The sequence below is a fragment of the Pseudonocardia sp. Ae331_Ps2 genome (assembly GCF_001932405.1).
Taxonomy (GTDB): domain Bacteria; phylum Actinomycetota; class Actinomycetes; order Mycobacteriales; family Pseudonocardiaceae; genus Pseudonocardia.
Map to the genome: position 1 here is coordinate 2,118,370 of NZ_MCIM01000001.1, position 13,550 is coordinate 2,131,919.

13 protein-coding genes are annotated in these 13,550 nt (G+C 73.2%); 5 read left to right on the forward strand and 8 right to left on the reverse strand.

Annotated elements, in window-relative coordinates; genetic code table 11:
* Positions 1-253: 253 nt before the first annotated feature.
* The 8 genes from Ae331Ps2_RS10110 to rpmH all read right to left on the reverse strand — a co-directional run bounded on the left by Ae331Ps2_RS10110 (position 254) and on the right by rpmH (position 5,665).
* The gene (locus Ae331Ps2_RS10110; protein WP_075309291.1) at positions 254-1,225 is read right to left on the reverse strand and encodes a ParB/RepB/Spo0J family partition protein; all 972 of its coding nucleotides are present in this window, start codon (positions 1,223-1,225) and stop codon (positions 254-256) included.
* 1 nt (position 1,226) lies between these two features.
* Positions 1,227-2,120: a ParA family protein gene (locus tag Ae331Ps2_RS10115; RefSeq protein ID WP_075309289.1), complete on the reverse strand. Its 894-nt coding sequence runs from the start codon at positions 2,118-2,120 to the stop codon at positions 1,227-1,229.
* A 70-nt stretch (positions 2,121-2,190) separates the two neighbouring features.
* Entirely contained in the window at positions 2,191-2,865 is a 675-nt protein-coding gene (gene rsmG / locus Ae331Ps2_RS10120) for a 16S rRNA (guanine(527)-N(7))-methyltransferase RsmG (protein ID WP_075309287.1), read from the reverse strand.
* Positions 2,862-3,353 carry a R3H domain-containing nucleic acid-binding protein gene (locus Ae331Ps2_RS10125; protein ID WP_139319064.1) on the reverse strand — a complete coding sequence of 164 codons (492 nt, stop codon included), beginning with the start codon at positions 3,351-3,353 and terminating at the stop codon, positions 2,862-2,864. Before Ae331Ps2_RS10125 ends, rsmG begins: the two co-directional genes overlap by 4 nt.
* Positions 3,354-3,532: 179 nt before the next feature.
* Positions 3,533-4,666, reverse strand: a complete 1,134-nt coding sequence (yidC, locus tag Ae331Ps2_RS10130) for a membrane protein insertase YidC (protein ID WP_075309285.1) — start codon at positions 4,664-4,666, stop codon at positions 3,533-3,535.
* Positions 4,667-4,706: 40 nt separating this feature from the next.
* On the reverse strand, positions 4,707-5,072 hold the full coding sequence (gene yidD / locus Ae331Ps2_RS10135; RefSeq protein WP_020622602.1) for a membrane protein insertion efficiency factor YidD: 366 nt from the start codon (positions 5,070-5,072) through the stop codon (positions 4,707-4,709).
* 41 nt (positions 5,073-5,113) lie between these two features.
* Positions 5,114-5,500, reverse strand: coding sequence for a ribonuclease P protein component (rnpA, locus tag Ae331Ps2_RS10140; protein ID WP_075309283.1), 387 nt, complete (start codon positions 5,498-5,500; stop codon positions 5,114-5,116).
* Between the two features lie 27 nt (positions 5,501-5,527).
* A complete protein-coding gene (rpmH, locus tag Ae331Ps2_RS10145) occupies positions 5,528-5,665 on the reverse strand; it encodes a 50S ribosomal protein L34 (protein ID WP_075309281.1) in 138 nt (45 codons plus the stop codon).
* A 503-nt stretch (positions 5,666-6,168) separates the two neighbouring features.
* Here rpmH and dnaA point away from each other — a divergent pair.
* The 5 genes from dnaA to Ae331Ps2_RS10170 all read left to right on the forward strand — a co-directional run bounded on the left by dnaA (position 6,169) and on the right by Ae331Ps2_RS10170 (position 13,209).
* Complete coding sequence (gene dnaA / locus Ae331Ps2_RS10150) at positions 6,169-7,926, forward strand: chromosomal replication initiator protein DnaA (RefSeq protein WP_075309279.1); 1,758 nt, start codon at positions 6,169-6,171, stop codon at positions 7,924-7,926.
* 1,040 nt (positions 7,927-8,966) lie between these two features.
* A complete protein-coding gene (gene dnaN, locus Ae331Ps2_RS10155) occupies positions 8,967-10,121 on the forward strand; it encodes a DNA polymerase III subunit beta (protein WP_020628488.1) in 1,155 nt (384 codons plus the stop codon).
* A 145-nt stretch (positions 10,122-10,266) separates the two neighbouring features.
* On the forward strand, positions 10,267-11,211 hold the full coding sequence (gene gnd, locus Ae331Ps2_RS10160; protein WP_051050530.1) for a phosphogluconate dehydrogenase (NAD(+)-dependent, decarboxylating): 945 nt from the start codon (positions 10,267-10,269) through the stop codon (positions 11,209-11,211).
* A 36-nt stretch (positions 11,212-11,247) separates the two neighbouring features.
* Positions 11,248-12,435, forward strand: coding sequence for a DNA replication/repair protein RecF (gene recF, locus Ae331Ps2_RS10165; protein WP_060713932.1), 1,188 nt, complete (start codon positions 11,248-11,250; stop codon positions 12,433-12,435).
* Between the two features lie 57 nt (positions 12,436-12,492).
* Entirely contained in the window at positions 12,493-13,209 is a 717-nt protein-coding gene (locus Ae331Ps2_RS10170) for a DUF721 domain-containing protein (protein WP_337819621.1), read from the forward strand.
* Positions 13,210-13,550 lie beyond the last annotated feature (341 nt).

Here is a 13,550-nt window from a genome sequence, read left to right on the forward strand (position 1 = left end):
CAGCCGACAGCGAGATGACCAGACAGCGGACGAATCGGGCATCATCCGTGCCTCAGCGACCCCCTGCGCCTCCTGAAACCCCCCTCGGCCTCCCCACAAGCAGGATGTCCGAACGACATCTCAGAGACCGTCTCAGGGCGCCCTCAGATCCGCTCCACGGCTCGATACCTCACGTCCGAACAGGAACCCGGAAACGCCGACGGCCGCCGTCCACGGGGACGACGGCCGTCGGGGCAGGGGACAGGTGTGCCTATCAGTCGCGGTCGCTGATGCCCATCAGCCCGGTGATCCGGTCCAGATCCTCGACCGACCCGAACTCGACGACGATGCGGCCCTTGCGCTGACCCATCTCGACCTTCACCCGGGTGTCGAACATGTCGGCCAGCCGGTCGGCACGCTCGACGAACTCCGGACGCTGCTCGCCGCGACGACGGGCCCGGCGTTCCCGTGGGGGCCCCTCCTGCCGCGCGAGCACGACGGCCTCCTCGGTCGCGCGGACCGACATGCCCTCGGCGACGATCCGGGTGGCGAGGTCCTCCTGCTGCCCGGCGTCCTCGAGGCCGAGCAGGGCGCGCGCGTGCCCGGCCGACAGCACCCCGGCGGCGACCCGGCGCTGCACCGACACCGGCAGCTTCAGCAGCCGGATCATGTTGGTGACGACGGGCCGGCTGCGACCGAGCCGGTCGGCGAGCTCGGAGTGCGTCACGCCGAACTCGGCGAGCAGCTGCTCGTAGGCGGCCGCCTCCTCGAGAGGGTTGAGCTGGACGCGGTGGATGTTCTCCAGGAGCGCGTCGCGGAGCATCACGTCGTCGGCGGTGTGCCGGACGATCGCGGGCAAGGTCTCCAGCCCGGCACGCTGGGCGGCGCGCCACCGGCGCTCACCCATGATCAGCTCGTAGTCGACACCGGCGCGCCGGACGACGATCGGCTGCAGCAGCCCGAACTCACGGATCGAGTGCTCCAGCTCGGCGAGCTGGTCCTCGTCGAACTGGGTCCGCGGCTGCTTGGGGTTGGGGACGATCCGCGGCAGCGGGATCTCGCGGTATTCCGCCCCGCCGTCGACGACCGGGGTCTCGGGATCGTGGTCGTCGCGTCGGACGGCCGGGCCCGGGCGGTGCAGCGGCGCACCGGGTCCGTTGCCCCCGGGCCGGTCACCGGCCTCCGTCGGGCCGGTGGGAATGAGCGCGGCGAGGCCGCGGCCCAGCCCACCCTTGCGCTCGGCCATCTCAGCGACCGTCCTGGCGGTAGGCGCCACTCGCCCCGTGCTCGGCGATCTCACGGGCCGCGTCGATGTAGCTCATCGCGCCGCGCGAGCCGGGGTCGTAGGCGAGCACGGTCTGGCTGTAGCCGGGGGCCTCGGAGACCTTCACGCTGCGCGGGATGACCGTGCGCAGGGCCGTCGGGCCGAAGTGCTGGCGGACCTCGGAGGTCACCTGGTCGGCGAGCTTGGTGCGGCCGTCGTACATGGTCAGCAGGATGGTCGACACGTGCAGCGAGGTGTTCAGGTGCGAGCGGACGAGGTCGATGTTGGACAGCAGCTGCCCGAGCCCCTCCAGCGCGTAGTACTCGCACTGGATCGGGATGAGCACCTCGGACGCCGCGACCAACGCGTTGACCGTCAGCAGCCCCAGCGACGGCGGGCAGTCGATGAGCACGTAGTCGACGTCGAGCCGGGACAGCGTCTCGTCGTTGAGCGCCTGGGCCAGCCGGGACTCCCGGGCGACCATGCTGACGAGCTCGATCTCGGCGCCGGCCAGGTCGATCGTGGCGGGCAGGCAGAGCAGGTTCGGCGACGCGGTGCTGACCGCGACGGCTTCCTCGAGCGGGATCTCGCCGAGCATCACCTCGTACACCGACGGCGTGCCGGTGCGGTGCTCGACGCCGAGCGCGGTGGACGCGTTGCCCTGCGGGTCGAGATCGATCACCAGCACCCGGATGCCGTGCAGGGCCAGCCCCGCGGCCAGGTTGACCGTGCTCGTGGTCTTCCCGACCCCGCCCTTCTGGTTCGCGACGCTCATGATGCGGCGCGCGGCCGGGCGGGGCATGCCGTGCCGGTCGGGGTGCAGGACGCGTGCGGCCCGCTCGGCCTCGTCCGCGATGGGGGTCCATCCGGCACTCATGCGCGACCCTCGCTTCCTGGACGGTTCGTGCCCGGTCGGTGTTTCACGTGAAACGGCGCTCCGGCACCCATCATCGCCGTTCCTTCCTCGGGATGCGGCGGGGCGCGCCGGTCCGCGGGATCTCGACCACCGTGGTCAGCGGATCGACCACACCGGCTCCGGTCTCGTGGATCCGGGGCTCGCCCCCTCCGAGCGCACGGACCGCCGCGGCGTCGCGGGCGATCTCGTCCGGGGCGGAGGCCCCCTTCAGCACCAGCATCGCACCCCCCTGCCGCAGCAGGGGCAGGCAGATGCCCGCGAGCCGGGCCAGCGGTCCGACGGCCCGGGCGGTGACGACGTCGGCCCCCTCCCATCGTCGCAGAACGGGCCGCTTCTCGGCACGCCCCCGTTCGACGGCGATGTCCAGGCCGAGATCGGTCAGCACCTCGCCGAGCCACTCCACCCGTCGGGCGAGCGGCTCGATCAGCACGATCCGCAGGTCCGGGCGGGCCAGGGCGAGCGGGATCCCGGGGAGCCCGGCCCCGGAGCCGACGTCGGCGACCCGGGCGTCGGCGGGCACGACCTCACCGAGGACCGCGCAGTTCAGCACGTGCCGGTCCCACAACCGGTCCCGCTCGCGCGGGCCGATCAGGCCGCGCTCGATCCCGGAGGTCGCGAGGTGCTCGACGTAGCGGACGGCCAGCCCGGTCCGGTCGCCGAAGACCTTCTCCGCGACCTCCGGGGTCGGGATGGGGGAGGTGGTCACTTCTTGTGGACCACGACCTGGCGACGCGGCTCCTCGCCCTCGCTCTCGGAGACGACACCCTTCACGGTGGCGACGGCGTCGTGCACGACCTTGCGCTCGAACGGCGTCATCGGCCGCAGCCGCGCGGACTCGCCGCTGGCCTTGACCTCCTGGGCGGTCTCCAGACCGAGTGCGGTGAGCTCGTCGCGGCGGTGCCGTCGCCAGCCCGCGATGTCGAGCATCAGCCGGCTGCGGCTGCCCAGCTGCTGCTGGACGGCGAGGCGGGCCAGCTCCTGCAGGCTCTCCAGCACCGAGCCCTTGTCACCGACGAGCTTCTGCAGGTCGGGGTCGTCCTCGGCGCCCTCGATGCTGACGATGGCGCGGCCGCCCTCGACGTCGAGGTCGATGTCGCCGTCGTAGTCCAGGATGTCCAGCAGGCGCTCCAGGTAGTCACCTGCGACGTCGCCCTCCTGGATCAGCAGGCTCTCGCCGGACGGCTTGTCCTGCACGTCCGGACCCTCGGCGGGCTCCTTGGCGGTGGTGGGCACGCGCTACTCCTCTCGTCAACGGTTCGCGGTCCGTCGCGTCCGGGCCCGCGCGGCGGTGGGGTCCGCCGGGGCCGGCGGGGCGCGCCGGGGTCTGTGGGGTCGTGCCTGTGGGGTCGTGCAGGGGTCGTGCGGTGGGGTCGTCAGCGACGCTTGCCGCGCCGGGCCTTGGCCCCCGGGCGCTTCTGCACCGGCTTGGCCCCGGGCTTCTTCTGGCCGTTCCCGTTCCCGTTCCCGTTGCGGGCCGCGCCGTTGCGCTGCCCGTCGGAGGTGGTGCCGGTGTCGGCGGAGGCACCGTCGGACCCGGTGGCGCGGGCCTGCGACGCCGCCTCGGCGGCCTTCTCCTCGGCGGGGCCGATCGGCTCGTCGGCGATCTCGCGGACCTCCTCCGCGGTGCCGCGACGGGCGTCGCGGATCGGCTTCTGGCCGGGGCGCGGGGCGCGGGCCTTCGCGGACTCGGTGGCCTTCTCGGCCTTGTCCGACTCCTCGGCGTCGATCTTGCGGTAGACGACGTACTGCTGGCCGAGGGTCCACAGGTTGTTGGCGACCCAGTAGAAGAGGACCGCGAGCGGCAGGAACGGCGCACCGACGACGACACCGATCGGGAACACGTAGAGCATCAGCTTCTGCATGATCTCGGCCTGCGGGTTCGCCGCGACGGTGCCGGCGGCGATCTGCGCCTGCTGGCGGGCGACCGAGTGGCGCGCGGTGATGTGGGTGAAGATGCCGGCCGCGATCATCAGCGGGATCATCACGATCCACTGCGAGACGAGGTTGCCGCCGAGCTCGGCGACCGACGCGGTGTTCTGCAGCGGCCACACGGCCGAGCCCAGCTTGGCGCCGAACAGGCTGGAGTCGACGAACGAGGCGTTCTCCGCCGCGTTGAAGACGTAGTTCTCGGTCTTGCCCGGCTTGAACTCGCGGAGCACGTGGAACAGGCCGATGAAGACCGGGATCTGCACCAGGATGGGCAGGCAGCCCATCAGCGGGTTGGCGCCGTTCTGCTGCTGGAGCTTCTGCATCTCCGTGGCGAGCTTCTGGCGGTCGTTCGCGTACTTCTTCCGGAGCTTCTGCATCTCCGGGGCCATCTCCTGCATCTTGCGCATGGAGCGGACCTGGACCACGAACGGCTTGTAGAGCAGCACGCGCAGCGTGAAGACGAGGAAGACGACCGACAGCGCCCAGGCGAACCCGTTGTCGTCACCGAGGACGAAGCCGAAGACCTTGTGCCAGACCCACATGATCCAGCTGACGGGGTAGTAGATGAAGTCCAGCACTGCTGCGTTGCTCCTCGTGGTCTCGGGCGGGGCCCGCGGGTCAGCGGTCCGTACCGCGTGAGAGGCCTTCGGTCCGGGGCGGGTCGGTGGACGTCTGCTCCGGCCCGGGATCGGGTTCGGTGCCGCTGCGCGGGACCCCGTCGCTGCGCCGCCGGCGCGGCGGGACCGGGTCCCACCCGCCAGGGTGCCACGGGGCACACCTCAGCAACCGCCACACGGTGAGGCCGAGACCGCGCACGAAGCCGTGCTCGCGGAACGCCTCGACCGAGTAGGCGCTGCAGCTCGGGTGGAACCGGCAGCTCGGCATCAGGTTCGGGGAGATCCACACCTGGTACCAGCGCACCGCGGCCATCGCGGCCCGCGCGCCGACGCCGGGACGGGCGCCGGGGAGCCCTCCGTCGTCCATCGGAGCCTCCTCACCCGTCGGAGCCGCGTCGTGTGCCGGACTCATCGCGCGTCGTCCGTGGCCGGGCGCGGACGGCGCGGTCGCTGCGCCGCCCGCAGTGCGGAGTCGAGGTCGGCCGCCAGCTCGGCGGACGAGGCGTCACCGGCGGGCGGCAACGCACGGACGACGAGCGCGGCACCTGCGGGCAGCGCCTCCAGCCGGTCCGCGACCAGGTGCCGCAGACGCCGGGCGACCCGGTGCCGGACCACGGCGTTGCCGACGGCCTTGCTCACGACGAAACCCGCCCTCGGCGAGGCGTGCTCGGGCACGCCGCCGGGGCGGGTCAGGTCGAGGTGCACCACCAGCCTCGACCGGCCGGCGCGTCGTCCGCGCCTGATCGTCGAGGCGAACTCGGGCCGGCGGGTGAGCCGGGCGTGTGCCGGCAGCACGGCGCGGGCCTGTGGGGGCGCCGGCCGTCAGGCCGAGAGGTTGCCGCGCCCCTTGCGACGGCGCGCGGCGAGGATCGCGCGGCCGGCGCGGGTGCGCATGCGCAGCCGGAAGCCGTGCGTCTTGGACCGGCGGCGGTTGTTCGGCTGGAAAGTACGCTTGCTCACGGTCGGCTCCTGGTCGGCGGTTCGCAGGCGTCCTGCGACGCCGAGATGTCTACGGTCACTGGCTCGGGTTCGCGGGCCACCGGCCACACGACACACCGCAGGAATGCGGGACGTCGCGTTCGACGGGCGCGACACGCCCATCCGACCAGGTGTCCGGTCGTCAAGGGTACGCAGCGCGTTTCGAGGGGGTCAAACCGCCCCCACCGGGCGCCGTGACCCCGCCGGCCGGCCGCCGCGACGGCTGCTGCTAGCGTCGCCGCCCCCGCCCGGGACCGGCGCGGGACCAACGACCTCGCGCACCCCGACCGAGACCTCCACACGGCCGACGACCGACGCCCCGATGCGCGCCGGCCGAGGCCTGCTGCGTACCTTTACGCACAAGTGTGGACAACTCTGGGGATACATCGCCCCAGAGGTCGAGTCCGCGCGTCCGGACGGCTCACCGCCAGTGCTCCGGGGGGAGCAGACCGCCGACAGCGGCCGATCGGGAGGGGGAAACGCGGATGACCGACCAGCCGGGCGACCTCGGCGCGGTCTGGAACCGGGTCATCGCCGATCTCTCCGGCGCGTCGGCCGAGTCCGGTACGCCCACCCTCTCCCCGCAGCAGCGCGCGTTCCTGCGCCTGACCCGCCCCCTCGGCCTGCTCGACGGCACGGCGCTGCTCGCCGCGCCGAGCGAGTTCGCGAAGGACGCCATCGAGCGGATCCTGCGCAGACCGATCAGCGACGCCCTCGGCCGCCACCTCGGCGTGGCGGTCAACCTCGCGGTCGTCGTCGACGCCTCCGCGGCGTCCGGCGGCACCGAGGTCCCCGACCCGCCCGGGTTCGGCATGCACCGCGGCGTCACCGCCGGGGACAGCGTCCGTGACACCGGCACCGGCGACCGCGCGGGCGGCGCCCCGGCTGCGGTGACCACCGGGGACCACGGCGCCGGTCCCGCACCCGAGCACGTCGCGCACGAGCACGTCGACGGCGCGGGCCCGGACACCGGGCCGCAGCCCGCCGTCGACGGCGGGTACGGCAACGGCTTCGCCGGCGGGTCCCGCCGCGACGACGCCGGCCCCTCCGGCACGGACCGCGGCTGGTCGGCCGAGCAGCCGCCGTCGTCGTCCGGGGGGTGGGCGCCGCAGCCCGGAGGTCGCCCCGAGCCGGGCTCGCGCGACGGGCAGACCTCGTGGCCTGCCTACACCGCGCCGCAGGCGGGCGACCCGGTCGCGCCGCGGTCGCAGACCCGGCTCAACGAGCGCTACACCTTCGACACCTTCGTCATCGGTGCGTCGAACCGGTTCAGCCACGCCGCCGCGGTCGCTGTGGCCGAGGCGCCGGCGCGGGCGTACAACCCACTGTTCATCTGGGGCGAGTCCGGGCTGGGCAAGACCCACCTGCTGCACGCCGTCGGGCACTACGCCCAGCGGCTGTTCCCCGGGATGCGGGTCCGGTACGTCAGTACCGAGGAGTTCACGAACGACTTCATCAACTCCCTGCGCGACGACCGCAAGGTCGCCTTCCAGCGCCGCTACCGCGATGTCGACGTGCTGCTGGTCGACGACATCCAGTTCCTGGAGGGCAAGGAGGGGACGCAGGAGGAGTTCTTCCACACCTTCAACACCCTCCACAACGCGAACAAGCAGATCGTCGTCTCCTCCGACCGTCCGCCCAAGCGCCTCGAGACCCTCGAGGACCGGATGCGGACGCGGTTCGAGTGGGGGCTGATCACCGACATCCAGCCGCCCGAGCTGGAGACGCGGATCGCGATCCTGCGGAAGAAGGCCGCCCAGGACCGGCTCGCCGTCCCCGGTGAGGTCCTGGAGTTCATCGCGGAGCGGATCGAGCGCAACATCCGCGAGCTCGAGGGCGCGCTGATCCGGGTGACGGCGTTCGCGTCGCTGAACCGGCAGGCCGTCGACACCCAGCTCGCCGAGATCGTGCTGCGCGACCTCATCCCGGACTCCGCGGCCTCCGAGATCACCGCCCCGACGATCATGGCGGTCACCGCCGAGTTCTTCGGCCTCACGCTGGACGAGCTGTCCGGGCCGGGCAAGACGAAGGCGCTCGCCCAGGCCCGTCAGATCGCCATGTACCTGTGCCGCGAGCTGACCGACCTGTCGCTGCCGCGTATCGGGCAGACCTTCGGCGGACGGGACCACACCACCGTCATGCACGCCGACAAGAAGATCCGTAACGAGATCTCGCTCCGGCGGAAGACCTTCGAGCAGGTGCAGGAGCTGACCGCGCGGATCAAGCTGCGCGCTCGGCACTGACCTCCGCCGGGGCCCGCCGAGGCGGGTTGTCCACCGGTCGCACTGCTTCTCCACAGCCCGACCGGCTCCGCCGTGACCTGGCAGGACGCGTTCGCGGCGGTCACCGCGCGCACCGGGACCGATCCCGTGCAACCCACAGGGGCCACAGCCCCCCAGATCGCCGCTGCGGCGCGTTCGGCGCCCTCCCGGGGCGATCGGCACCCCCGCCGTCGCGGACGTCCGGGGCGCCCGGCCCGGTCGACGCGATACCGATCGGGTCCGGCGTGGCGCCACCCGCGTGTCGGTCCCACTCCTCCCGTTCGTCGTCCGGTAGAGGGCACTCGGCGCTTCGTCACTCGCCCCGGTGATCGCTTGCGCCCACCCGCCGGTCACGCTGCGTCGACAACCCTGTGACGAGTGAGACGTCTGTGGGTTCTTCGCGCAACGCGGGAGGGCCGAACTGTCTGTGCCCCCGGTCACCCAGGGTCCACGATCCACCACGTTTTCACCCACATCTGGGGACAACTCTGTGGTTGGATCGTCTCCGGCCCGTGGACGGATGGCCCGGGATCCGTGGACAACTCTGTGGTGAACCCGGGATGAACCGGGGACGGATGGGCGTCGACGCGGTCGGTCCACCGCTCCACGGACCTGTCAACGGGTGCCCCCACCCCCGCGTCCCCAGCCGACGCGGCCTGCTGACCAGCACGGATGCGCTCCATCCACACTGTGCACAGGACTTAGTACTACTGCGGTTGTTCTCTCTCTATCTCTTCTTCCCAAGAACACCTGTGTGGACCGACCCCCGGACGGGGGTCACGGACGGGGACACCCGACGGGCACCGGGGTGGCGTGGAAACTGTCGGGGCGAGGCTCTACCGTGAGCGTCCCGGCGAACCCCGGCTTCCGATCCGTCCCGGCCACTCCGCTCCGCAGCCCCTCCGGGCCACGGGGCCGGCCGGACCCGGAGGCCGAACCGGTCCGCCGCAGCACCGTCGTCCCGTCGACGACCCGGCCCCGCGCCGTGGTCGGAGTCGGGCGCTACCGGGGAAGGTCTCCAGATGAAGTTCCGGGTCGAACGCGACGTCCTCGCGGATGCGGCTGCCTGGGTGGCGCGCAGCCTCCCGGCTCGTCCGCCGGTGCCCGTGCTCGGCGGGGTCCTCATCCAGTCCGACGGCGAGTCCGGCGAGAAGCTGACGGTCTCCGGCTTCGACTACGAGACCTCGGCCCGCGTCGAGCTCGACGCGACGGTCGGGGAGCCGGGCCGCACGCTCGTCTCCGGGCGGCTGCTGGCCGACATCACCCGCGCGCTGCCGTCCAAGCCGGTCGACCTGACCGTCGACGGCTCCCGCGCCACGATCAACTGCGGCAACTCCCGGTTCAGCCTCCCGACGATGCCGGTCGAGGACTACCCGCAGCTGCCCGACATGCCGCAGCGCGCCGGGTCGGTCGCCGCCGACGCGCTGGCTGCCGCCGTCGCCCAGGTCGCCGTCGCGTCCGGCCGGGACGACACGCTGCCGATGCTGACCGGCATCCGGCTCGAGATCGAGGGCTCGCAGCTGACGCTCGCGGCCACCGACCGGTTCCGGCTCGCCGTCCGCGAGCTCGAGTGGTCCCCGGAGGACGCCTCGATCTCGACCGCGGTGCTGATCCCGGCCAAGACCCTCGCCGAGGTCGCCAAGACCCTTGCCGGGTCCGGCACCGTGGAGATCGCGCTGTCGGCCGGGGACGGGATGCTCGGCCTCACCGGTGGCGGCCGTCGCTCCACCAGCCGGCTGCTCGACGCCGAGTTCCCGCGCTTCCGCCAGCTGATCCCGGCCGAGCACACCACCGCCGTCGAGCTCGACGTCGCGCTGCTGGTCGAGGCGATCAAGCGTGTCTCGCTCGTCGCGGACCGGGTCGCCCAGATCCGGATGGAGTTCGGCGAGGACGGCCTGCGGCTGGCCGCCGGCGGCGACGACGTCGGGTCCGCCGAGGAGGAGCTGCCCTGCGCGCTCGACGGCAGCCCGCTGACGATCGCGTTCAACCCGGGCTACCTGCTCGACGCGCTCGGCGCGCTGCACACCGACCGCGCGCAGCTGACGTTCACCACACCGAACCGGCCCGCACTGGTCCGCCCGGTGCCCAAGCCCGCCACCGACGACGCGGGCGAGGCGCCGTCGCCGGAGAAGTCGGGCTACCTGCACCTGCTGATGCCGGTGCGGCTGCCGGGCTGACCCCGACCGGGTCGGCCCGCCGGTGCCGACCCCCGCCGGGCGGACGTCCCGGCGAGGGGGAAGACTCCTCCCCGGTGTGATCGACGAGGGCCACCGGTGCCCTGTGGGGCATGCCGGCGGCACGGACGTGAAGGGGGCCTCTGCCGTGCAGATCGGCATGATCGGACTCGGCCGCATGGGCGGCAACATGCGGGAGCGGCTGCGGGCCGCCGGGCACGAGGTGGTCGGCTACGACCCCCGCCCGGAGGTCAGCGACGTGGCCTCGCTCGCCGAACTCGCGGGTGCGCTGGCCGCACCGCGCGTCGTGTGGGTCATGGTTCCCTCCGGTGAGCCGACCCGGAACACCGTCGCCACGCTGGCGACCACGCTCGAGGCCGGTGACCTGGTCATCGACGGCGGCAACTCCCGCTACACCGACGACCAGCCCAACGCCGCCCTGCTCGACGCGCACGGCATCGGCTACATCGACTGCGGCGTCTCCGGCGGGATCTGGGGCAAGGACAACGGCTACGGCCTGATGGCCGGTGGCGAGCCGGAGCACATCGCGCGCGCCATGCCGATCTTCGACGCGCTGCGTCCGGAGGGTGTGCGCGAGGAGGGCTTCGCGCACGCCGGTCCGGTCGGCGCGGGCCACTTCGCGAAGATGGTCCACAACGGGATCGAGTACGGCCTGATGCAGGCCTACGCCGAGGGCTTCGAGCTCATGGAGGCCAGCGAGCTGATCACCGACGTACCCGGGGTGATCCAGGCCTGGTCGCGTGGCACGGTCGTCCGCTCCTGGCTGCTCGACCTGCTGGTCGACGCGCTCAAGGACGACCCGCGCCTCGAGCAGCTCGAGGGGTACGTGGACGACTCCGGGGAGGGTCGTTGGACGATCGAGGAGGCCATCGCGCACGCGGTGCCGTTGCCGGTCATCTCCGCGGCCCTGTTCGCCCGGTTCTCCTCCCGGCAGGCCGAGTCGCCGGCGATGAAGGCCGTCGCCGCGCTGCGCCAGCAGTTCGGCGGGCACGCGGTGAAGAAGTCCGGGCCCGCCGGGTCCCCGGGGGACAAGGCGGGACCGTCGTCCGGCGGCGGTTCGACGCAGCAGTGACCCGGCGCCGAGCCGGACGGGAAGGGTGACCAGGCGGTGTACCTCAGGCGGTTCTCGGTCACCGACTTCCGGTCCTGGCCGGAGGCCGAGCTGGAGCTCGACCCCGGTGTGACCGTGCTGGTCGGGGCCAACGGCGTCGGCAAGACCAACCTGGTCGAGGGGATCGGCTACCTCGCCACCCTCGGCTCGCACCGGGTGTCCTCCGACGCGCCGCTGATCCGGCGCGGGGCCGAGCAGGCCGTCGTCCGCGGCGAGGTGCACCACCACGGCCGGAAGCTCGGCGTCGAGCTGGAGATCAACAACGGGAAGCAGAACCGGGCACGGGTCAACCGCTCACCGGTCTCGCGGCCGCGCGAGGTCCTGGGGATCCTGCGCAGCGTGCTGTTCGCGCCGGAGGACCTGGCGCTCGTGCGGGGCGACCCGTCGGAGCGCAGGCGCTTCCTCGACGAGCTGCTCGTCGCGCGGTTCCCGCGCTACGCCGGCGTCCGCGCCGACTACGACAAGGTCCTGCGCCAGCGCTCGGCCCTGCTGAAGTCCGCGAAACCCGCGCTGCGCGGGGCCCGCGGCCGGTCCCGGTCGCCGGTCGCCGCGGACCCGGACCTTCCCGACGACCTGGCGACGCTGGAGGTCTGGGACGGGCACCTCGCCCGTACCGGCGCGGCACTGCTGGCCGGGCGGCGCGAGCTCGTCGTCGCGCTGGCGCCCTACGCCCGGGAGGCGTTCGCGGCGATCGCGCCGTCGTCGGACCCGATCGGCCTGGACTACCGGTCCAGCCTCGGGACGGCGGGGGTGGCGGAGCTGCCGTCCTCGACCGGGGAACTGGAGACGCTGCTGCTCGACCGGCTGGCGCAGGTGCGGTCCCAGGAGATCGAACGCGGGGTCTGCCTGGTCGGCCCGCACCGCGACGAGCTGGACCTCGCCCTGGGCGAGGGACCGGCGAAGGGCTACGCCAGCCACGGCGAGTCCTGGGCGTTCGCGCTGGCGCTGCGGCTGGCGTCCTACCGCCTGCTGCACGCCGACGACGTCGAGCCGGTCCTCGTGTTGGACGACGTCTTCGCCGAGCTGGACTCGGCCCGGCGCCGCGCGCTGGCCGATCTCGTGGCCGACGCGGAGCAGGTACTGGTGACCGCCGCGGTGGCCGAGGACGTGCCCGCGGAGCTCGACGGGGCCCGGTTCGCCGTCGGCGACCGGAGGGTGAGCCGCGACGGCGAGGTGCCCGCATGATCGCCCCGACAGGTCTCGAACGCGTCACGGCATTCTGGGGACAAGGCTGTGGATACTGTGGATAACTCAGGCGAACCGGGGGACGGACGCCGTTCCGGAACCGGAAACCGGAGGACAGGGCGTCGGGGAACGGGCACCGACGGCACCGCCCCTGGGGACGGACGCGACACCGGACCGGGTCACGACGCGGTCACGGGCGCGGACGTCCCGGGCGCGGGGGTCCCGGGAGAGCAGGGGGACCTGCTCTCCGGCGACCGCGCGAACCTGCGCGGTGCCGACCTCGCCCGCGAGGCGTTGCGCGCGGCCCGTGAGGCGTCGGCCCGCAAGGCCGAGGAGCGGGCCCAGGCCGACCGGCCCAAGCTGCGCGTGGTCTCCGGGCGGGGGCGTCGCCGTCGCTGGTCGGGGGCTGGGCCCGACGACCGGGACCCGCAGCCGTTCGGACGCCTGGTGTCGCGGGTGTCGGTGGACCGCGGCTGGTCGAACCGGCTGACCGACGCGACCGTGCTCGGCCGGTGGCCGCAGCTGGTCGGACCGGACGTCGCCGACCACTGCACACCGGTCTCGCTGCGCGACGGCGAGCTGACCCTGCAGGCCGAGTCGACGGCGTGGGCCACCCAGCTGCGGACGCTGCAGCGTCAGCTGCTGACCCGGCTCGCGGCCGCGGTCGGGCCGGACGTCGTGCGCCGGATCCGGGTGGTCGGGCCGAGCGGCCCGAGCTGGCGGCACGGTCCGCGGCACGTCCGCGGTCGCGGCCCTCGCGACACCTACGGCTGAGCCCCGCTCCACCCGCACACGGACCGCCGACCGGGTGGTGCGAGCCCGGTCGCTCACGTTGCGGACGCGTCACGACGCCAGGGGCGCGTACGGGGGCCCGGATCGGGTGGGGAGCTGCACCGGAGTGCACGGGCCGCTCTCGTCGGCGGTGAGCGCGGGATGACACGGCCGCCGGTCCGCTCGGCCCGGCAGGGGCACGTTCGACCCCGTACCGGACGCCGTTCGCCCGTCTGTGGCGCTTCTGGGCGGGTCCTATCCGCCTTCCCGGGCGTTCCGCCGGGTAGGATCGACAGGTGTTCCCCGGGTGGCTCCCCAATGACATGACCAGAGCGCCCGGTCGG